This window comes from Pseudomonas trivialis (assembly GCF_001439805.1).
GTDB classification, from domain to species: domain Bacteria; phylum Pseudomonadota; class Gammaproteobacteria; order Pseudomonadales; family Pseudomonadaceae; genus Aquipseudomonas; species Aquipseudomonas trivialis.
This window is the reverse complement of sequence record NZ_JYLK01000013.1, coordinates 94,865-114,720: the sequence shown is the minus strand read 5'-3', so window position 1 is coordinate 114,720 and position 19,856 is coordinate 94,865. Positions and strand designations below refer to the sequence as shown.

Annotated in this window: 18 protein-coding genes; 12 read left to right on the top strand and 6 right to left on the bottom strand. The window is 61.8% G+C overall.

Going from position 1 to position 19,856, the window contains the following annotated elements; all coding sequences use genetic code 11:
* Window positions 1-32 precede the first annotated feature (32 nt).
* On the top strand, window positions 33-1,661 hold the full coding sequence (pvdP, locus tag TU79_RS18525; protein WP_057009346.1) for a pyoverdine maturation tyrosinase PvdP: 1,629 nt from the start codon (window positions 33-35) through the stop codon (window positions 1,659-1,661).
* On the opposite strand, the gene TU79_RS18520 is transcribed toward pvdP, so the two are convergent.
* Window positions 1,658-2,758, bottom strand: a complete 1,101-nt coding sequence (locus tag TU79_RS18520) for a DUF1853 family protein (protein ID WP_414896173.1) — start codon at window positions 2,756-2,758, stop codon at window positions 1,658-1,660. The genes pvdP and TU79_RS18520 overlap by 4 nt on opposite strands.
* On the opposite strand from TU79_RS18520, the gene TU79_RS18515 reads away from it, so the two are divergent.
* The 8 genes from TU79_RS18515 (at window position 2,750) to TU79_RS18480 (ending at window position 11,037) form a co-directional block, all read left to right on the top strand.
* Window positions 2,750-3,640, top strand: coding sequence for an NAD(+) kinase (locus TU79_RS18515; protein ID WP_003217892.1), 891 nt, complete (start codon window positions 2,750-2,752; stop codon window positions 3,638-3,640). The genes TU79_RS18520 and TU79_RS18515 overlap by 9 nt on opposite strands.
* Window positions 3,640-4,611 carry a metallophosphoesterase gene (locus TU79_RS18510; protein WP_057009344.1) on the top strand — a complete coding sequence of 324 codons (972 nt, stop codon included), beginning with the start codon at window positions 3,640-3,642 and terminating at the stop codon, window positions 4,609-4,611. Before TU79_RS18515 ends, TU79_RS18510 begins: the two co-directional genes overlap by 1 nt.
* Window positions 4,608-5,477, top strand: coding sequence for a rhomboid family intramembrane serine protease (locus TU79_RS18505; RefSeq protein WP_057009343.1), 870 nt, complete (start codon window positions 4,608-4,610; stop codon window positions 5,475-5,477). The genes TU79_RS18510 and TU79_RS18505 overlap by 4 nt, the downstream gene beginning before the upstream one ends.
* A 14-nt stretch (window positions 5,478-5,491) precedes the next feature.
* Complete coding sequence (locus TU79_RS18500; RefSeq protein ID WP_057009342.1) at window positions 5,492-5,752, top strand: YeaC family protein; 261 nt, start codon at window positions 5,492-5,494, stop codon at window positions 5,750-5,752.
* Window positions 5,749-6,579 (top strand): DUF2797 domain-containing protein, encoded by an 831-nt coding sequence (locus tag TU79_RS18495; RefSeq protein ID WP_057009341.1) that lies wholly within the window; start codon window positions 5,749-5,751, stop codon window positions 6,577-6,579. Before TU79_RS18500 ends, TU79_RS18495 begins: the two co-directional genes overlap by 4 nt.
* Before the next feature lie 13 nt (window positions 6,580-6,592).
* Window positions 6,593-9,250, top strand: coding sequence for an aminopeptidase N (gene pepN / locus TU79_RS18490; RefSeq protein ID WP_057009340.1), 2,658 nt, complete (start codon window positions 6,593-6,595; stop codon window positions 9,248-9,250).
* Window positions 9,251-9,300: 50 nt separating this feature from the next.
* Entirely contained in the window at window positions 9,301-10,407 is a 1,107-nt protein-coding gene (gene zapE / locus TU79_RS18485) for a cell division protein ZapE (protein WP_057009339.1), read from the top strand.
* A 138-nt stretch (window positions 10,408-10,545) separates the two neighbouring features.
* Window positions 10,546-11,037, top strand: a complete 492-nt coding sequence (locus tag TU79_RS18480) for a GNAT family N-acetyltransferase (protein ID WP_057009338.1) — start codon at window positions 10,546-10,548, stop codon at window positions 11,035-11,037.
* Window positions 11,038-11,136: 99 nt separating this feature from the next.
* Here TU79_RS18480 and TU79_RS18475 read toward each other — a convergent pair whose 3' ends face one another.
* The 4 genes from TU79_RS18475 to TU79_RS26335 form a co-directional block, all read right to left on the bottom strand.
* Window positions 11,137-11,346 (bottom strand): hypothetical protein, encoded by a 210-nt coding sequence (locus tag TU79_RS18475; RefSeq protein ID WP_057009337.1) that lies wholly within the window; start codon window positions 11,344-11,346, stop codon window positions 11,137-11,139.
* Window positions 11,347-11,491: 145 nt separating this feature from the next.
* Complete coding sequence (locus TU79_RS18470) at window positions 11,492-13,729, bottom strand: TonB-dependent siderophore receptor (RefSeq protein WP_057009336.1); 2,238 nt, start codon at window positions 13,727-13,729, stop codon at window positions 11,492-11,494.
* 124 nt (window positions 13,730-13,853) lie between these two features.
* Window positions 13,854-15,596: a phosphoethanolamine transferase CptA gene (locus tag TU79_RS18465; protein ID WP_057009335.1), complete on the bottom strand. Its 1,743-nt coding sequence runs from the start codon at window positions 15,594-15,596 to the stop codon at window positions 13,854-13,856.
* Window positions 15,597-15,749: 153 nt separating this feature from the next.
* Window positions 15,750-15,926 carry a DUF6026 family protein gene (locus TU79_RS26335; RefSeq protein ID WP_269325510.1) on the bottom strand — a complete coding sequence of 59 codons (177 nt, stop codon included), beginning with the start codon at window positions 15,924-15,926 and terminating at the stop codon, window positions 15,750-15,752.
* Between the two features lie 267 nt (window positions 15,927-16,193).
* On the opposite strand from TU79_RS26335, the gene gnd reads away from it, so the two are divergent.
* Genes gnd through TU79_RS18450 form a run of 3 tightly spaced genes read left to right on the top strand, consistent with a single transcriptional unit; the run spans window position 16,194 to window position 19,527 of the window.
* Entirely contained in the window at window positions 16,194-17,177 is a 984-nt protein-coding gene (gene gnd / locus TU79_RS18460; protein ID WP_057009334.1) for a phosphogluconate dehydrogenase (NAD(+)-dependent, decarboxylating), read from the top strand.
* Window positions 17,174-18,697 (top strand): glucose-6-phosphate dehydrogenase, encoded by a 1,524-nt coding sequence (gene zwf / locus TU79_RS18455; RefSeq protein ID WP_057009333.1) that lies wholly within the window; start codon window positions 17,174-17,176, stop codon window positions 18,695-18,697. The genes gnd and zwf overlap by 4 nt, the downstream gene beginning before the upstream one ends.
* A complete protein-coding gene (locus TU79_RS18450; protein ID WP_057009332.1) occupies window positions 18,694-19,527 on the top strand; it encodes a Cof-type HAD-IIB family hydrolase in 834 nt (277 codons plus the stop codon). Before zwf ends, TU79_RS18450 begins: the two co-directional genes overlap by 4 nt.
* A gap of 53 nt (window positions 19,528-19,580) precedes the next feature.
* Here TU79_RS18450 and TU79_RS18445 read toward each other — a convergent pair whose 3' ends face one another.
* The gene (locus tag TU79_RS18445) at window positions 19,581-19,841 is read right to left on the bottom strand and encodes a hypothetical protein (RefSeq protein ID WP_057009331.1); all 261 of its coding nucleotides are present in this window, start codon (window positions 19,839-19,841) and stop codon (window positions 19,581-19,583) included.
* Window positions 19,842-19,856: the final 15 nt, after the last annotated feature.

Sequence of the window (19,856 nt, the reverse complement as noted above, 5' to 3'; positions counted from 1 at the left end):
AGCTCTGATTAAGCCGTTTCCTAAGGTAGACAATGACGATCTCTCGACGTGGGTTCATCGCAGGCCTGGCGCTGACCGGTGCGGCTGTGCCGGCGGCCTTTTACGCCCATCGCGAGCTGACGCGGGAAGAAGAATTGCCCATCACCCCCGGCGAAGCCACGGTGGCGTTGGCCGATACCGCCGGGCAGCACCTGGCCAATACGTTGCGCGGTGTGTGGAGCCTGCGCCTGGCAGGCCAGGATGCCGGGCTCAAGGGCCTGCCGCTGCACGGCCTCGAGCTGCTGCTGGATATCGCGCCGCGTGGCCGTGGCCTGCGCGGCTACCTGGACACCTCCGCCAACCTGCGTGCCGAGGGCGAACCGCGCTACCGCGTACTGGGCGACCTGACGGGTGAAGGCACGTTGCTCTACTGGCGGCTGATCGACCGTGACTCGGCCGGTGGCGCGCCCGCCTATGAATTCAAAATGACCCTCGACGAGGTCTGGGCCGACTTCGCCAACGCCGGCAGCAGCACCCTCAGCGGGCAGATCCTCGACCTCGACCGTCCTCTGGCGCTGACCGAGCGCGACAACCGCTTCATCGCCCATAAACAGCGGTTTCCCGAAGCCCGCCAGCGCATCGGACTCAACCCGACCCTGCTGGCCTGGTTGATCGCCCCCGAACACCGCCTGTTTCACCAGCTCTGGCACGCCACCCGCGACCAGTGGCACAAGCTCTCCGAAGAAAAACGCGACGCCCTGCGCGGCATTGGCTGGCAACCCGGCCCGCGCGGGCAGGAGCGTGATGCCCGGGGCAAGCGCAAGGACCGCAACGGCTCGGGCATTGATTTCTTCTTCATGCACCGCCACATGCTCGGCACCGCACGCTCCATGCAGGACCTGCCGTCATGGCCGCACTTTCCCGCACCCCAGCCGGCGCTGGAGCGCGATCGCCTGGGCTTTTTGCGTTACTTCGACAACCACGATGGCTTCTCCCTGCCGCCCACCTGGTCGGCGCCGGACGACAGCGACTACACCCAGTGGGTCAGTGATATCAAAGCCGCCGAGACCTACCACAGCAACTTCCAGGTGTGGGAATCCCAATACCGCGACCCGCGCTACCTGGCGCGCTTGACCCTCGGTCAGTTGGGCTCGGAAATGGAGCTGGGTCTGCACGATTGGCTGCACATGCGCTGGGCCTCGGTGCCGCGCGACCCCTCCAATGGCGCGCCGGTGCCATTCGCCCGCGACCCTTCGGACTTCGCCGCGCGCTGGTATGTGGCGCAAAACGATTTTCTCGGGGATCCGTTTTCATCCCATGTAAATCCCGTGTTCTGGCATTTTCACGGTTGGATCGATGATCGCATTGAAGACTGGTTCCGCGCCCACGAGCGTTTCAATCCGGGCGAAGTCAGCCGCATGCAGGTCAATGGCGTGGCCTGGTTTGCTCCGGGGCGCTGGGTGGAAGTGGGCGATCCGTGGCTGGGCCCGGACACCCACGGCTGCAGCACCACGCCGGGGTTGCAAAGGGGCAAGTCGATGGAAATGGACCCGGAGACCATGAAGCTGGCGCTGCGCATCACCTTCAGTGCAGAAGACGAGGGCTTGCAGGGCCTGTTCAAGCGGGTGCCCCGGCGGCCCTGGTACGCGCGGCATTTGAAGGTCAAGCCGCAGCCGGCTTAGGGATTGCCCGGCACATTCGGCCACAGGTCGGCGACCAGGAACAGGCGTTCGGCTTCCTCCCAGTCTTCACCCTGCTGCACCAGCCGCACCAGCAGTTGCGCCGGCGCCATCGGGTCCAGCGCCGTCAGCCACGCGTGCATTTGCGCCTCGCTCCACACCTCATCGGCCGGGTAATGCGCCGGCGCCAGCCAGGCGTGACGGGGCAGCGGTTGCCAGCGGCCCGGCGGGCGCGTGGCGACAAAGTCCTGCCAGTCACGCTGGTGCAACCAACTGCCGCGCAAATGCTGCGGATGGGCGCCCAGCGGCGATTCGGCCAGACCCGGCCACGGATACAGCAGGTAACCACCGAGCCACAGGTGCGCGTCGAACTGGTGAACATCCAGCGCGGCCAGCACCTCGCGGCTTTCCGGGCGGGCGGAGATCGGCAGTTGATGCTCGGCCAGGTGCGCCAGCTTGCGGTCGAGCCGGTCATGGCAGCCGGGGCCCAGCCATTGCTCGGTGGCCTGGCCATCACCGGCCTGCGGCCCGAGGTACAGCTTGATCGCCAGTTCCAGGTGGTGCACGCCATCGCGGTCGCGCAGCAGCATGTCCAGCTCGCCCAGCGTATGCCCGGCCCGGCGAATCGGCAGGTTGGCGGCCAGCAACTGCACGCCCGGTGCGTGCTGCACGGCAAATTGCCACAGGCGCTCGTAATACAGGCCCAGGCGCCGCGTGCGTGCCAGGCTGAGCCAGTGCTGCAAGGCGCGGCTGTCCTCGTCCAACTGGCGCAGCCAGTGCTCCAGCCGGCAGGGCGCCTGCACCCAGTCGCTGCCGGCCAGCGGGTGGCGTTGCGGCCACGGCGTTTGCGCGAGCATTGGTGGCGCCAGGATCACCCACGCGAGGTCACGCACCTCAGGGTGACGCAATTGGCGGGGCAAGGTGAGCAGGTCGGGGAACACAGTCATGCTCCGAGCATAGCCTTTTAAGAAGGGCGCAGGTGCGTGAGAACCATTGTCATCAAGGCTTTGCGCTGACAAAGGGTTTTGCCTGACGCGGCCTTTCACCCATAATCGTGGTTTTTCGCCGCACCCGGAACCCGCAGGAGCCCCATGGAGCAATTTCGCAATATCGGCATTATCGGTCGCCTGGGCAGTACCCAGGTGCTGGACACCGTCCGCCGGCTGAAAAAATTCCTGCTCGAACGCCACCTGCACGTGATCCTCGAAGACACCATCGCCGAGATTCTCCCCGGCCACGGCCTGCAGACGTCCTCGCGCAAGATGCTCGGTGAAGTGTGTGACATGGTGATTGTGGTCGGCGGCGATGGCAGCCTGCTGGGCGCCGCACGTGCTCTGGCGCGGCATAACGTGCCAGTGCTGGGGATCAACCGCGGCAGCCTGGGGTTTCTCACCGATATCCGTCCCGATGAGCTGGAAGTCGAAGTGGCCAAGGTGCTCGACGGCCATTATCTGGTGGAAAACCGCTTCCTGCTGCAGGCCGAAGTGCGCCGCCACGGCGAGGCCATTGGCCAGGGCGATGCGCTCAACGATGTGGTGCTGCACCCTGGTAAATCCACGCGGATGATCGAGTTCGAGCTGTATATCGACGGCCAGTTCGTGTGTAGCCAGAAGGCCGACGGCCTGATTGTCGCCACGCCGACCGGCTCCACCGCCTACGCACTGTCGGCCGGTGGCCCGATCATGCATCCCAAGCTCGATGCCATTGTGATCGTGCCGATGTACCCCCATATGTTGTCCAGTCGGCCGATTGTGGTCGACGGCAACAGCGAGCTGAAAATCGTGGTGTCCAAAGACATGCAGATCTACCCGCAAGTCTCCTGCGACGGGCAGAACCATTTCACCTGCGCGCCCGGTGACACCATCACCGTGAGCAAGAAGGCGCAGAAGCTGCGCCTGATTCACCCGCTGGACCACAACTACTATGAAGTGTGCCGCACCAAGCTGGGCTGGGGCAGCCGCTTGGGGGGTGGAGGCGACTGATGCTCGATCCCGCGCGTAGCTACGACCTGATTGGTGACGTGCACGGTTGCGCTCATACCCTTGAGCACTTGCTCGATCGCCTGGGTTACCACAAACAGGGCGGCACCTGGCGCCACGCGTCGCGCATGGCGGTGTTCCTCGGCGATATCATCGACCGTGGCCCGCGCATTCGCGAGGCGCTGCATATCGTCCACGACATGGCGGTGACCGGTCAGGCGCTGTGCATCATGGGCAACCATGAGTTCAACGCGCTGGGCTGGACCACACCGGCGCCGCCGGGCAGTGGCAAGCAGTTCGTGCGCGAGCACAACCCCCGGCATGCGCGGCTGATCCACGAAACCCTGACGCAGTTCGAGCAGCACCCGGGTGACTGGCAGGATTTTCTGGGCTGGTTCTACGAGATGCCGCTGTTCGTCGACGCCGGGCGTTTTCGCGTGGTGCACGCGTGCTGGGATGAAAGTTTCATCCAGCCACTGCGCGCCCGCTTCCCCGACGGCTGCATCGACCGGGCATTTCTGCAGGCCGCCGCCGTGCCCGGCAGTTTTGCCTGCAACGCCTTCGACCGCCTGCTGCGCGGCACCGACATGCGCCTGCCCCACGGCCTCACGCTGACCGGCGGTGACGGCCTGACCCGCTCGTTCTTTCGCACCAAGTTCTGGGAGGACGACCCCAAGACCTACGGCGACGTGGTCTTCCAGCCGGACGCACTGCCCGAGCCGGTGGCGCGCACGCCGCTGTCCTCGAGCGAAAAAAACTCACTGCTGCGCTATGGCGTCGATGAACCCTTGCTGTTCGTCGGCCATTACTGGCGCAGCGGCAAACCGGCCCCCATCCGCCCGAACCTGGCCTGCCTGGACTACAGCGCGGTGTTGTACGGCAAGCTAGTGGCGTACCGTCTGGACCAGGAAACCCAACTGGATCCGGCTAAATTCGTATGGGTTGATGTTGAGCGGCCGGAGGTCATTGAATGAGTACCGTGGCTGTATTGCGCTTGCCCTTGAGCGTCGACCTGGGTGGTTTCGTCAAGCTGCTGCAACGCATGCAAGTGCCCCATCACGTCAGTGAAGAGGCTGGCGAGCAGGTGTTGTGGGCGCCCGAGAGCATCAGCGACGACGTTCGCGTGCTGTATCAGCGCTTTCCCGCCGGTGACCCGGACCAGCAACTGGATATTCCCGAGCAGGCGCCGACCGCGCGTCCAGGCTTTGTGCAGCAAGTGCGCCACAGCCCGGTCACCGCGCTGGTGCTGCTGGCGAGCCTGATCGTTGGCGCGGTGACTTTGCTCGGTGAAAATCTGCAAGCTGTCGGTTGGCTGACCTTCCTGCCGTTTCGGGTCATGGGCGAGTACATCCAGTTCACCCCGTTCGCCCAGATGCTGGCCGAGGGGCAGTGGTGGCGGCTGGTCACGCCGATGCTGATTCACTTCGGCATCCTGCATCTGGCCATGAACGGCATGTGGTATTGGGAGCTGGGGCGGCGCATCGAAGTGCGTCAGGGCAGCATCAACCTGCTGGGCCTGACCCTGTTGTTCAGCTTCGTTTCCAACTACGCCCAATACGCGTACGGCGGCCCCGGCCTGTTCGGTGGCTTGTCCGGCGTGCTGTATGGCCTGCTCGGGCATTGCTGGATCTTTCAACTGCTCTCGCCCAACCCGGCGTATCGCCTGCCCCGTGGCGTGCTGGCGATGATGCTGATATGGCTGGTGCTGTGCCTGTCGGGCCTGGTCTCGATGATCGGCTTCGGCGAAATCGCCAACGCGGCCCATGTGGGCGGGCTGGTCATCGGTTGCCTCACCGGTTTGCTGGGTGGCCTCTACAACCGCCGCAAAGCGTCTATTTGATAAGGAAGAGTCCCATGTCCTCTTTTGCTGAAATGATCGAAAACATCACCCCGGATATCTACGAGAGCCTCAAGCTTGCCGTGGAAATCGGCAAATGGTCCGATGGGCGCAAGCTCACCGCCGAGCAGCGCGAACTGTCGCTGCAGGCGATGATCGCCTGGGAGATCCAGAACCTGCCCGAAGACCAGCGCACCGGTTACATGGGCCCTCAGGAATGCGCGTCCAAGTCCGAGACGGTGCCCAATATTCTGTTCAAGTCGGATGCGATCCATTGATTGAAATTGGTCGCGGTGCCGTCAGCAAAATGTCGGCGCAACTCGGTGAGCCGACCGTTCAGTACAGGTTTCGCCTGGGCGAGACCGAGGTGCCGGTCAACCCGTTGATCGGCACCCACATTCGCCTGGAGTTCCTCGGCGCCATCCATTGCAGCCATTGCGGGCGCAAGACCAAGACCAGTTTCAGCCAGGGCTATTGCTACCCGTGCATGACCAGGCTGGCCCAGTGTGACCTCTGCATCATGAGCCCGGAGCGCTGTCATTACGACGCCGGCACCTGCCGTGATCCGCTGTGGGGCGAAACCTTCTGCATGACCGACCACGTGGTGTACCTGGCCAATTCGTCGGGGATCAAGGTCGGCATCACCCGCGCGACCCAGTTGCCCACCCGCTGGCTCGACCAGGGGGCCAGCCAGGCGCTGCCGATCATGCGCGTGGCCACGCGTCAGCAATCGGGTTTCGTCGAAGACCTGTTCCGCAGTCAGGTGGCCGACAAGACCAACTGGCGTGCGCTGCTCAAGGGCGATGCGCAGACCGTCGACCTCAAGCAAGTGCGCGATGAGTTGTTCGCCAGCTGCGCCGAAGGCTTGGTGACGTTGCAGGAACGCTTTGGCCTGCAGGCCATCCAAACCATTGCCGACGTAGAGCCGATCACTATTCGCTACCCGGTCGAGCAGTATCCGACCAAGATCGTCAGTTTCAACCTGGACAAGAACCCGATTGCCGAAGGTACGCTGCTGGGGATCAAGGGCCAATACCTGATCTTCGATACCGGCGTTATCAATATTCGTAAATACACGGCCTACCAGCTCGCCGTGCATCAGTAGAAGGATTGCCAGCATGCGCACCGAACAACCGAAGATGATTTACCTGAAGGACTATCAGGCGCCGGACTACCTGATCGACGAGACGCACCTGACCTTCGAGTTGTTCGAGGACCACAGCCTGGTCCACGCGCAACTGGTGATGCGCCGCAACCCCGAGCGGGGCGCCGGCTTGCCGCCGCTGGTGCTGGACGGGCAACTGCTGGAACTGCTGAGCGTGAACCTGGCCGATCAGGAACTGACCGCCGCTGACTACCAGTTGACTGACAGCCACTTGACCGTGCAGCCAACGGGTGAGGCGTTCACCCTCGACACCACGGTCAAGATTCACCCGGAAACCAACACCGCGCTGGAAGGCCTGTACAAGTCAGGCAGCATGTTCTGCACCCAGTGCGAGGCCGAAGGCTTTCGCAAGATCACCTATTACCTCGACCGCCCGGACGTGATGAGCACCTTCACCACCACGGTGATCGCCGAGCAACACCGTTACCCGGTGCTGCTGTCCAACGGCAACCCGATTGCCAGTGGCCCTGGCGAAGACGGCCGGCACTGGGCGACTTGGGAAGACCCGTTCAAAAAGCCCGCCTACCTGTTCGCGCTGGTGGCCGGTGACCTGTGGTGCGTCGAGGACAGCTTCACCACCATGACCCGGCGCGAAGTGGCGCTGCGCATCTACGTCGAGCCGGAAAATATCGACAAGTGCCAGCACGCCATGACCAGTCTGAAAAAATCCATGCGCTGGGACGAAGAAACCTACGGCCGCGAGTACGACCTCGATATCTTCATGATCGTCGCGGTCAACGATTTCAACATGGGCGCCATGGAGAACAAGGGCCTCAACATCTTTAACTCCAGCGCCGTGCTGGCCCGTGCTGAAACCGCCACCGACGCCGCACATCAGCGCGTCGAGGGGATTGTCGCCCACGAATATTTCCACAACTGGTCGGGCAACCGCGTCACCTGCCGCGACTGGTTCCAGCTGTCGCTCAAGGAAGGTTTCACCGTGTTCCGTGATTCGGGCTTCTCCGCCGACATGAACTCGGCCACGGTCAAGCGCATCCAGGATGTGGCCTACCTGCGAACTCACCAGTTCGCCGAAGACGCAGGCCCCATGGCCCACGCGGTGCGTCCGGACAGCTTTATCGAGATCTCCAACTTCTACACCCTCACCGTGTACGAAAAAGGCTCGGAAGTGGTCGGCATGATTCACACCCTGCTCGGCGCCGAAGGTTTCCGCAAAGGCAGTGACCTGTATTTTGATCGACACGATGGTCAGGCGGTGACCTGCGACGATTTCGTCAAGGCCATGGAAGACGCCAACGGCGCCGATCTCAGCCAGTTCAAGCGCTGGTACAGCCAGGCCGGTACGCCCCGTCTGGCGGTGAGCGAAGCTTTTGATGCGGCGGCCAATACCTACAGCCTGACGTTCCGCCAGAGCTGCCCGGCAACGCCGGACAAGGTCGAAAAACTGCCGTTCGTGATCCCGGTGGAACTGGGCCTGCTGGACGCGAAGGGCGCAGGCATTCCGTTGCGCCTGGCGGGCGAAGCAACTGCCGGCGCCACGTCGCGGGTGATTTCGGTGACCGAAGCCGAGCAGACCTTCACCTTTGTCGATATCCCTGAACAGCCGCTGCCTTCGCTGCTGCGTGGGTTCTCGGCACCGGTGAAACTGAGCTTCCCGTACAGCCGCGACCAGTTGATGTTCCTGATGCAGCACGACAGCGACGGCTTCAACCGTTGGGATGCCGGCCAGCAACTGTCGGTGCAGGTCTTGCAGGAACTGATCGGCCAGCATCAGGCGGGCCAGCCGCTGAAGCTGGATCAACGCCTGATCGACGCGCTGCGCTCGGTATTGAGTGATGAAAGCCTGGACCAGGCAATGGTCGCCGAAATGCTCTCGCTGCCCGGCGAAGCGTACCTGGCGGAAATCAGCGACGTGGCCGATGTGGATGCGATCCACGCCGCCCGCGAGTTCGCGCGCAGGCAACTGGCGGATAACCTGTTCGAAAGCCTGTGGCTGCGTTATCAGGCCAATCGCGAGTTGTCCAGGCAGACCCCGTATGTCGCGGCGGCCGAGCACTTTGCCCGTCGCGCGTTGCAGAACATCGCGCTGTCGTACCTGATGCTCAGCGGCAAGCCGCAGGTGCTGGCGGCCGCCCTGGATCAATTCGACACCAGCGACAACATGACCGAGCGCCTGACCGCGCTGGCGGTGCTGGTGAACTCGCCCTTCGAGGCGGAGAAGGCCCAGGCGTTGGCGGTGTTTGCCGAGAACTTCAAGGACAACCCGCTGGTCATGGACCAGTGGTTCAGCGTACAGGCCGGCAGCACCCTGCCGGGCGGGCTGGCACGGGTCAAGGCGCTGATGCAGCACCCGGCGTTCACCATCAGGAACCCGAACAAGGTACGCGCCTTGATCGGTGCGTTTGCCGGGCAGAACCTCGTTAACTTCCATGCCGCCGATGGCTCGGGCTACCGCTTCCTGGCGGACCTGGTAATCGAGCTGAACACGCTGAACCCGCAGATCGCCTCGCGCCAGCTGGCGCCGTTGACGCGCTGGCGCAAATACGACGCTGCGCGCCAGGCGCTGATGAAGGCCGAGCTGGAGCGCATTCGTGGTTGCGGTGAGCTGTCCAGTGATGTGTTTGAGGTGGTCAGCAAGAGCCTGGCGTAAATATCGATATAGCGCAGGCAAACTCCGAGTGTGGGAGGGGGCAGGTATCCATGACGTTCGACTCGCCCCTTGCGGCCTACCAGCACGCCATTGCCCAGCAGGGCTTCGTCCCCGACGACGCCCAGCGCCGGGCGGTCGAGGCGCTGCACGCCTGCCATGATGCCTTGCACCAGGGCCGCGCGCCGATCATCGGCGTCTACCTCTGGGGGCCGGTGGGCCGTGGCAAGACCTGGCTGATGGACCAGTTTTACCAAAGCCTGCGGGTGCCTGCGCGGCGTCAACACTTCCATCACTTCATGGCCTGGGTGCATCAGCGCTCGTTCCAGCTCACCGGCATCCAGGATCCCTTGCAGGCGCTGGCCCGTGAACTCGGCCAGGCCGTGCGGGTGCTGTGTTTCGATGAGTTGTTCGTCAATGACATTGGCGATGCGATCATTCTCGGCCGTCTGTTTCAGGCGATGTTCGAGCACGGCGTGGTAGTGGTGTGTACTTCCAACCAGCCGCCTGACCAGTTGTACGCCGGTGGCTTCAACCGTGAGCGTTTCCTGCCGGGCATCGCGGCGATTGAGCAGCATATGCAGGGGGTGGCCGTGGACGGTGGCGAGGACCACCGTTTGCACCCGGGTGTGGATGTGCAGCGCTATTGGGTCAATCAGTCTGATGCGCTGGTGGCGGTGTTCGAGACATTGAGCGACGGGCAAACGCCCGGCGCCGGGGCGATCAGCGTGGGGCATCGTTCGATCATGACGGTGCGGGCCAGTGACACGGTGCTGTGGTGCCGCTATACCGACTTGTGCGAGCAACCCCTGGCCGCGATGGACTTCATGCTCTTGTGCGATCGTTTCAACGCGATTCTGCTGGGTGAGGTGCCCAACCTCAGTGCACAACAGCGTCCGGGGCGCATTGCCCGAGGCACTGAAGACGCTGCCACGCGCGTGGTAGCGGGGGATCGTGAACTGCCGCAGTTGTCGGTGCACGACGATAGCGTGCGTCGCTTTATCGCGCTGGTGGATGAGTGCTATGACCGCAAGGTGCCGCTGTTCATTGAGGCGAAGGTGCCGCTGGAAAGTCTCTATACCCAGGGTTATCTGGCGTTTTCGTTTCGACGGACCCTGAGTCGACTGCGGGAGATGCAATGGCAACGTTTTGGTCTATGAAAGATTTTTCGCTGCGCAAGCTTCGCTTTTTCGTACACGCCTTTGTAGTAAATCTCCTTCATCCGCTGCTGACTCCGCGCTTACAATCGGTGCCCTCAAAGGGAGCCGATTCCCTTGCTGTCGTGATTGAGGACGCTGATGGACACCCCTGACATCCTGGTGCTGCAAGCCAGTTACACCAATCCGGTGCACGCCGACGCGATTGCCCTGGTGCTCAACCATTACGCTGAACACCCCATGGGCGGAGGGCACAGCCTGCCCGCCGACCTTGTTCAGCAACTGCCGGCCGAACTGGCCAAGCGCCCTCATGCTTTCAGCGTGCTGGCGTTTGTGGGCGGCGAGCCTGCCGGTCTGGTTAATTGCTTTGAAGGTTTTTCCACCTTTGCCTGCCGCCCGCTGGTCAACGTGCACGATGTGGCGGTGATGGAAGGGTTTCGCGGTCTGGGGTTGAGCCAGAAGATGCTGCAAAAGGTTGAGGAAATCGCTCGCCAGCGTGGCTGCTGCAAGATCACTCTGGAAGTGCTGGAAGGCAATGATGTGGCGCAGTCGGCCTATCGAAAGTTCGGGTTCAATGATTCGGTGTTCGATCCGGACAATGGCCGCATGCTGTTCTGGAATAAACCGCTTTAATAAATAACCGGCAAAAAAAGGCGCCATTAAATGGCGCCCAATAAGCCGGTTGTCAAAAAAGCACAGGGGCAGCGGGGTGCAGATTAACTAAGCGTTAAATTAACTGTTTGGCTGCTGTTGTTCGTCGGTCTCTGCTTTTAATGTCTTGCCTTCAGCGGAAGCGGTTTGTTCGTTAGTGCCGTGGATCTTTTGCTGCATGAAGGTGAAGTCCTTATAGAACTGCTTCGAACGCTCCGAGCCGCCCTCTGCAAAAGCGGCGGCGGAGGTCAGGGTCATCAGGCCGGCGAGCACCAAGGTCGAAAGTTTCATTGCGGTATTCCCATTAAGAGTGATCGTTGTCCGTTCGGTCCCTGAGCGAAGTGATGGGGCGATTGTGACGCGATCCAATTAAGTGGAAATTAACGCGAGAAACCTTCAGCGCTTAATAAAGTTGTTAACTGTGGGGGAGAAGCTTTTATAGCTTCCAGTCCATCGCCAACGTGATCGAGCGTGGGTCGCCCCAATACACGCCATTATAAAAACCAACGCGCTCATAGTACTTTTTATCGAATAGATTATTGACGTTAAGCGACGCTGAAACTTGCTCGTTGAACTGGTAGCGAGACATCAGGTTCACCACCGAGTAAGCCTGCTGAGTGATCTTCGCTCGTGCAGTGACGGCATTGCCCGTGGCGTCGCGCTCGCCGGTCGGCCGGTTGCTCCAGGCCCAGGTCTCGCTCTGCCAGTTGAACGCGCCGCCCACCGTCAACTGACGCCATGCGCCCGGCAGGCGGTAGGCACTCGACAACCGCAGCAGGTTCAACGGCTGTTCAACGTTGTTGCGTTGGTCCTTGCCGTTCACGGAGTGGGTGTAGGTGTAGCCTGCAGTGACATTCCAGTCGGGCATCACTTCGCCGGCCAGCTCCACTTCAAACCCGCGCACCTTGTTGCCCTTGCCCCCTGATTTGTAGAACGACTCTCCCGTCCTTGGGTCCGGCGCCACCGAGTCGTCGAGCTCCGCGACGTTGTCCTGGGTGCTCCAGAAATAGGCGGTGGCCAGGTTCAGACGCTCATTGAGCAGGCTGCCCTTGAGGCCCACCTCATAATTGCTGCCGACCACGGGCTCCAGGTATTTTCTGCCGGCATCACGTCGGTCCTGCGGTTTGAAGATGTCGGTGTAGCTTGCGTAAACGGTGTACGCCGGGGTCAGGTCGTAGAGCAGCCCGGCGTAGGGCGTCCACATATCATTGTGGACCTGATGGTTTTTATCGGACTTGATCCACTGGTTGTCATTATCGTATTGGGGCTGGGAACTTTCGATTTCCCAGCTGCCATAGCGGCTGCCCAGTACCGCGTGCGTGCGGTCGGTAAGGCTCAGGCGCGTGGCCAGGTAGCCCGCTTTCTGCTCCTTGCGGCTGTGTTCACCCTTGAGCCCGGTGGTGATATCGGCAAACTTGCCGATGCCGCCCATGTGTTTCCAGTCCTCGATGGTGCGGTAGCCATCTGGCAGCACATTGCGCTGATGCGGAGAAGCGTCCCTTTGCTGGGATTGGCCGTAGCCCATCATCAGTTCATGCTGGCGCCCCAGTAATGAATAGGCGCCGGAAAGGTTGAAGTCGAACACGTCCATCCTGGAGGTGCCGACCATGCGGCTGGCCCAGGCGCCCATGCCGCTGCGGTCCGCATTCGGGAACCCCGTGCCGCCGTAATACACCTTGCCGTCGGTATCGCTTTGACGATGGGTGTAGGCGGCTTTCAGGCGCCAGTCTGCGCCCAGTTTGTGATCGAGGGTGGCGAACAGGGTTTTGTCGGTCAGCGGCCAGGAACTCCAGTGCGCAGCCATATTGGTGGCGCGTGACAGCCCGGCCTTGCCGCCCTGGCTGTTCCAATAAGGCACCGTGCCCCAGGAGGTGCCTTGCACCTGTTTGTCCTGGTAGTCATAGCCCACCGCCAGCACGGTGTCGTCACTCAGGTCACCTTCGAGAATGCCGTAACCCACCACGCGCTGAAGCCTGTAGTTGTCACGGTGCGATTGACTGTCGCGGTAGGCCAGCACGCCACGCCCGCGCAGCCTGCCATCAAACGCCAGCGGGCCGCCCACATCGACGTAGCTGTGGTAGTTGTCATAGCTGCCGGCGCTGAGCCCGGTTTTAGCCTGCCATTGGCCGGTCGGCCGCTTGCGCACCATATTGACCGTGGCCGACGGGTCGCCCGCGCCGGTGGTCAGGCCGGTGGCACCGCGTACCACTTCGATACGGTCGTAAATGATGGTGTCGGCGTCGGACTTCATGAAGCCGAAGGTATTGAGCATCCCGTCGACCTGGAAGTTGGTAATGCCGTAGCCGCGGGCCGAGTACGAAGCCCTGTCCGAGTCGTTGTGCTGCACCACGACGCCGGTGGTCTGGCGCAAGGCTTCGGTCAGGGTGTTGAGGTTGAAGTCGTCCATTTGCTGGCGGGTGACCACCGAGACCGATTGCGGGGTTTCCTTGATGGACAGGTTCAGGCGTGTGGCGGTGCTCATGGCGCCGGTGGTGTAGGCCCCGGTGTGTTCGGTGTTGGTATCCAGGCCTTCGGCGGTGACGCTGGTGGCGGCCAGTTCAAGTGCCGTGGAAGACGTGTGCTCGGGATCGGTTTCAGCCAGAAGCTCAGGGCTGAACACGCCGCCGAAGAGGCCGAGGGTGAGGGTGATGGAACGGGTGAAGGGCGAAAGCATTGCGGCAGACTCCTTTTTTCTTTGTAGCCTTTTCGATAAAAAAGGCCTTGGCTCAAAGACGAAAGGAGTCGCGCAACTTTAGGCTTAAACAAGAATGATTGTTATCTTCTTGTTTCAGGGGGGGCTACTTAAGTACCACCTCGTTCGGTTCGATCTTCTTCGGCTTGATCAGGCTGAAGTCGATCAAGCCCTTCTGTTTGGTCTCGTAAGGATTGCCGATCATTAGCGGACGCGGCTTGAAGCTGTCACTCACCAGGCTTCGGCTGCGGTCCCATTCGTCGAAGCTCAGCCCGGCCAGATCGGCCCAGGTGTGAATTAACTGCGAGCTGCTGTAAGGGCGTTGCAGGTCGCCGGCAAAATTCCAGTCATGGCTTTCGCGCCATTTGGGCGACGCGTAGGCCATGAAGGGGATGGTGTACATCGGCGCGGTCGGCTTGGCTTCGTTGCGGCCCAGGGTGCTGTGGCCGGCAGAATCGAACACGTCTTCGCCGTGGTCCGAGAGGTACAGCAAAAAGCCGTTGGGATCGCTCTTGGCGTAGTCCTTGATCAGGCTCGACACCACGAAATCGTTGTACAACACCGCGTTGTCGTAGCTGTTGTAGGTGGGCAACTGCGCATCGCTGACGCCCTTGGGCACGCCCTGGCGGTCGGTGAACTTGTCGAAGCTCGGCGGGTAGCGGTACTGGTAGCTCATGTGCGTGCCCAACAGGTGCACCACGATAAACTTGCGCTCGGCGCCGTCGGCCAGGGCCTTGGCGAAGGGCGCCAGCACGTCGCCGTCGTACTGGCGGGCGTTCTGGTTGCGATTATTGTTGAGGTACACCTGCTCGTCGGCCTGTTCGGAAAAGGTCGTTAGCATGGTGTTGCGCTTGGTCATGGTCTGCTGGTTGGTGATCCAGTAAGTCTTGTAACCGGCCTGTTTCATCACGCTGACAATCGACGGGGTCTTGAGGTACAGGTCGGGGTTTTCTTCGTCGGCGAAGGTCAGCACCTGTTGCAGCGCCTCGATGGTGTAGGGGCGCGGGGTGATGACGTTGTCGAACACCGCCAGTTGATCGCGCAATTTGTCGAGTTCCGGCGTGGTGTTGCGCGGATAACCGTAGAGGCTCATGCGCTGGCGGTTGGTTGACTCGCCGATGACCAGCACCAGGGTCGACGGTTGGCCGGCGTTGTTGTCCTTGAGATTCTTCAGAGGCGGGATCTGGCTGGCGCTGGTTAGCATGCCCTGCATGTTGTCCAGCTGTTCGGTGTAGCGACGGTAAGCCACGATCATCTGCCAAGGCACGGCCGGCTCGATGCGGGTTTCAAAACGGTCAATGGCCTGTTCCATGTTGTCGCTGGTGGCGATCTGCTTGACCAGCGGGTAACCGACCACGGCCAGCACGATCGCGGCGGCTGCCAGCATCGACTGCCCGCGCGGCAGATACACCGGACGCAGGCGCGTCCACAAAAACACGGCGAAGGCGGTATGGGCGATAAACGCCAGCACGATCCACCAGGCGAAATATTGGGTCGCGTATTCGCCGGCTTCAGAGATGTTCGACTCGAACATGATGAAGATGACGCTCTGGGAAAATTCCTGCTGGTAAATGAAGAAATAGCCCAGGCTGGCCATGGAGCATGCCCACAGCACTACGCCGATCAAGGCTGCCAGCAAGCGCGTGCGACGCGGGAACAGCAGCATCGGCGCCAGCCACAGCGCGCTCATGAAGAAGGCTTGGCGAAACCCGCTGAAACCGGAAGTGCCGGTCAGCTGGATCAGCAGTTGGGTAATACCCGAGAAGTACCAGAAGAACAGGAACAGCCAACCGAAGCCGGCCCAATCAAAGCCTTTCGCAGACGCAGTGCTGCGCTTGAACATCGCCATCCAACACTCCAACCCAATTATTTTCAGCCGGCGCACAGGAACGCGCGCCAACAGAGGCCGCCCTTGCATGGGGCAGCCCTTCGGGCGGGGAGTATCGTGGAAAGAGTGTGAAAACTTTGTCAGCGATCTGTAAGCATTATCTTACAGCGAGGTTCAGCACAGCGCGGGGCGGGCGCCGGAGGTCTGTTCGAGCTGGCCTTGCAGGTGCGAGCGCAGGCGCAGGACTTCCTGCTGCAGTTGATCGCGTTCGTCCTTCAACTGGCGCAATTCATCGCGACGGATGCTGACGTAAAGAGTCTGTGGCGGACGGGACATCTGTGCTGTGCTCATTGCTTGCCTCGCAAATAGCCGGTAGATCGCGGTGCCGGAACGCAGAATGGGAGTTCTCGGCATCAGTCGGAAGCAATTCTGAATTCTTTTTCACACCAAGGGAACTTTTTTATTTTTGGTGGTCGTGTGACTTTCGCTGCCGTGATGGTGAAACGATGGCAACTTTTTAGCATGAAACTCCCGCTATCCGCTCTGGACTAACCCTCATTAGCCTCATTGCGCTATAAACTATGTCACACATTTTTTAGCAGTTAGGAGCATCAGCACATGCAACTGGGGATTATTGGACTAGGCCGCATGGGCGGTAACATTGCGCGGCGCCTGATGCTCAATGGGCATACCACCGTTGTTTACGACCGTAACGAAGCATTCGTCAAAGGCTTGAGCGAGGAGGGCGCCACTGGCGTCGCCGACCTGAAAGCCCTGGTGGCCGGGCTGCAGAAGCCTCGCGCCGTGTGGGTCATGTTGCCGGCAGGCGACCCGACCGAAGACACCATCAACGCGTTGAGCGAGCTGCTGGAAGAGGGTGACGTGATCATCGACGGCGGCAACACCCACTACAAGGACGACGTACGCCGCGGCAAGGCCCTGGCAGAAAAGGGCCTGCACTATGTGGACGTCGGTACCTCCGGCGGCGTCTGGGGCCTGGAGCGCGGCTATTGCATGATGATCGGCGGCGACGTCGAGACCGTGCAGCGCCTCGACCCGATCTTCAAGAGCCTGGCGCCGGGCGTTGGCAGCATCCCGCGTACCAGGGACCGTTCCGCCAGCGCCGATCCGCGTGCCGAGCACGGCTACATCCACGCCGGACCTGCGGGCGCCGGGCATTTCGTCAAGATGATCCACAACGGCATCGAGTACGGAATGATGCAAGCGTTCGCCGAAGGCTTTGACATCCTCAAGACCAAAAACTCGGACAACCTGCCCCAGGACCAGCGTTTTGACCTCAATGTGGCTGACATTGCCGAAGTCTGGCGCCGGGGTAGCGTGGTGTCGTCGTGGTTGCTGGACCTGACCGCCGACGCGCTGGCCACCGACCCGAAACTCGATGGCTACTCCGGTTCCGTCGCCGACAGTGGCGAGGGCCGCTGGACCATCGAAGCCGCCATGGAGCAGGCCGTGCCGGTTCCGGTGCTGTCCACCTCGCTGTTCGCACGCTTCCGCTCGCGTCAGCAGAGCACCTACGGTGACAAAATGCTCTCTGCCATGCGCTTCGGCTTTGGCGGTCACGTGGAGACTCCCAAAAAATGACCGCCAACGGCAAAAAACCAGAGGCCGAGCCCGCACCGCCCACCACGTTGTTCCTGTTCGGTGCCCATGGCGACCTGGTCAAACGCCTGCTCATGCCGGCGCTGTACAACCTCAGCCGTGACGGCTTGCTGGGCGATGGCCTGCGCATTGTCGGCGTTGATCACAACGCCATCAGCGACGCCGACTTCGCCAGGAAGCTTGAGGACTTCATTCGCACCGAAGCCGCGAGCAAGGTCAAGGGCAATGCCGGGCAAGCCCTCGACCCCGAGCTGTGGGCGCAGTTGGCCAAAGGCATCAGCTACGTCGAGGGCGACTTCCTCGACGACAGCACCTACGCCGACATCGGCAAGAAGATCGCAGACAGCGGCACCGGCAACGCGGTGTTCTACCTGGCCACTGCACCGCGCTTTTTCAGTGAAGTGGTGCAGCGCCTGGGCAGTGCCGGCTTGTTGACGGAAACCGACGAGAGCTTCCGCCGCGTGGTCATCGAGAAGCCGTTCGGCTCCGACCTGGCCACCGCCGAAGCGCTGAACGCGTGCCTGCTCAAGGTGATGAGCGAGAAGCAGATCTATCGCATCGACCATTACCTGGGCAAGGAGACGGTGCAGAACATTCTGATCAGCCGTTTCTCCAACGTGCTGTTCGAAGCGTTCTGGAACAACCATTACATCGACCACGTGCAGATCACCGCCGCCGAGACCGTCGGCGTGGAAACCCGGGGTAATTTCTTCGAGAAAACCGGCACCCTGCGCGACATGGTGCCCAATCACCTGTTCCAGTTGCTGGCGATGGTCGCCATGGAACCGCCGGCGGCCTTCGGTGCCGACGCGGTGCGGGGCGAAAAGGCCAAGGTGATCGGTGCCGTGCGGCCCTGGTCGCTGGAAGATGCGCGGGCCAATTCGGTGCGCGGGCAATACACCGCCGGCGAAATCGGCGGAAAGTCGTTGCCCGGCTATCGCGAAGAAGACAACGTGGCGCCCGACAGTAGCACCGAGACGTTTGTCGCCCTCAAGGTGATGATCGACAACTGGCGCTGGGTGGGCGTGCCGTTCTACCTGCGCACCGGCAAGCGCATGAGCGTGCGTGACACCGAAATCGTGATCTGTTTCAAGCCTGCGCCCTACGCGCAGTTTCGCGACACCGACGTGGACGAGCTCAAACCCACCTACCTGAAAATCCAGATCCAGCCCAACGAGGGCATGTGGTTCGACCTGCTGGCGAAAAAGCCCGGGCCGACCCTGGACATGGCCAACATCCAGCTGGGCTTCGCCTACAAGGACTTCTTCGAGATGCAGCCGTCGACCGGCTACGAAACCCTGATCTACGACTGCATGACCGGCGACCAGACCTTGTTCCAGCGGGCCGACAACATTGAAAACGGCTGGCGTGCGGTGCAGCCGTTTCTCGACGCGTGGCAGCAGGACGGCGGGATCCAGGCCTACAAGGCGGGCGAGGACGGCCCGGCCGCTTCCGATGCACTGCTGGCGCGCGACGGTCGCACCTGGCACCGCCTCGGATGAGTGACGCGGCGATCCATCCCATCCGTTTTATCCTGAGTGACGTGGACGGCACCTTGTTGCATCCGGACCACCGCCTCAGCCAGCGCACTGCCGATGCGGTGCGGGCGTTGCGCGAGGCCGGGGTGTTTTTCAGCCTGGCCAGCGGCCGACCGCCCAAGGCCATGCATCACCTGATCGAGACCTTTGGCATCGATGTGCCGGTGGCAGGCTTCAACGGTGGCACCCTGATCAACCCCGATGGCAGCATCCTGGTGGCCCACCACTTGCCGGCGGAGGCGGCGCTGATCGCCCTGGCGCTGTTCTCGGCCGAGCCCGACGTGGAAGTCTGGGTGTTCGCCGACGGTGACTGGTTGCGACGCGATCCGCCGGGGCCGATGGAGCCGCGCGAGGCTGCGGGGCTGGGCTATGGCCCGATCGTGGTGGAGAGTTTCGAGCCGTATCTGGATCGGGTCGACAAGATTGTCGCGGCCAGCCACAACACCCGCTTGCTGGTGGAGCTGGAAGCGCAGTTGCATCCCAAGGTAGAAGGCCTGGCCCAGGTGTCACGTTCGCAACCGGTTTATCTGGACGTGACGGCGATGCTGGCCAATAAGGGCGAAGCCTTGAAGACCCTGGCGGCGCACCTGGGGGTGCCGCTTGAGCAGACCGCTGCCATCGGCGACGGCGGCAATGACCCGGCGATGTTTCATGTGGCGGGGTTGTCGATTGCCATGGGCCAGGCCGAAGAAACCGTCAAGCACCAGGCCACTGTCGTCACCGGCAGCAATCTGGATGATGGCGCGGCGGAGGCGTTCGAACGCTTTATTCTCGCGCCGCGCTCACTGCCCTGAAAAGCGCAACGGGCGATCACTGTTTACAGTGATCGCCCGTCAGGTTCATCGCCTTACTTGGGCATCGCCCAGGATTGCAACTGGTAACCATGTTCGTCGAGCTCAGCGCGGGCCTGCAACAGCAGATTTTCCAGTTGCGCAGGATCGGTATAAGCGCTCGATGACAGCTGCTTGCTGCCGATGCGGGTGTTGGTGCGGTCGATGACGCTCAGGCTGAGGGCGCCAACGCCGTCGTGCCAGGCCACGCACTGAAAGGGCTGGAAGGCACGGTCTGCGATCAAAAGAGCTTCGTTGATGCGGAGCGGGGCGTTCATGTGGGTCTTCTCTCT

Coding starts and splice junctions, on each gene's coding strand:
- pvdP (WP_057009346.1), top strand. CDS start 33: ATGACGATCTCTCGACGTGGGTTCATCGCAGGCCTGGCGCTGACCGGT.
- TU79_RS18515 (WP_003217892.1), top strand. CDS start 2,750: ATGGAGCAATTTCGCAATATCGGCATTATCGGTCGCCTGGGCAGTACC.
- TU79_RS18510 (WP_057009344.1), top strand. CDS start 3,640: ATGCTCGATCCCGCGCGTAGCTACGACCTGATTGGTGACGTGCACGGT.
- TU79_RS18505 (WP_057009343.1), top strand. CDS start 4,608: ATGAGTACCGTGGCTGTATTGCGCTTGCCCTTGAGCGTCGACCTGGGT.
- TU79_RS18500 (WP_057009342.1), top strand. CDS start 5,492: ATGTCCTCTTTTGCTGAAATGATCGAAAACATCACCCCGGATATCTAC.
- pepN (WP_057009340.1), top strand. CDS start 6,593: ATGCGCACCGAACAACCGAAGATGATTTACCTGAAGGACTATCAGGCG.
- zapE (WP_057009339.1), top strand. CDS start 9,301: ATGACGTTCGACTCGCCCCTTGCGGCCTACCAGCACGCCATTGCCCAG.
- TU79_RS18480 (WP_057009338.1), top strand. CDS start 10,546: ATGGACACCCCTGACATCCTGGTGCTGCAAGCCAGTTACACCAATCCG.
- TU79_RS18475 (WP_057009337.1), bottom strand. CDS start 11,346: ATGAAACTTTCGACCTTGGTGCTCGCCGGCCTGATGACCCTGACCTCC.
- TU79_RS18470 (WP_057009336.1), bottom strand. CDS start 13,729: ATGCTTTCGCCCTTCACCCGTTCCATCACCCTCACCCTCGGCCTCTTC.
- TU79_RS18465 (WP_057009335.1), bottom strand. CDS start 15,596: ATGGCGATGTTCAAGCGCAGCACTGCGTCTGCGAAAGGCTTTGATTGG.
- TU79_RS26335 (WP_269325510.1), bottom strand. CDS start 15,926: ATGAGCACAGCACAGATGTCCCGTCCGCCACAGACTCTTTACGTCAGC.
- gnd (WP_057009334.1), top strand. CDS start 16,194: ATGCAACTGGGGATTATTGGACTAGGCCGCATGGGCGGTAACATTGCG.
- zwf (WP_057009333.1), top strand. CDS start 17,174: ATGACCGCCAACGGCAAAAAACCAGAGGCCGAGCCCGCACCGCCCACC.
- TU79_RS18450 (WP_057009332.1), top strand. CDS start 18,694: ATGAGTGACGCGGCGATCCATCCCATCCGTTTTATCCTGAGTGACGTG.
- TU79_RS18445 (WP_057009331.1), bottom strand. CDS start 19,841: ATGAACGCCCCGCTCCGCATCAACGAAGCTCTTTTGATCGCAGACCGT.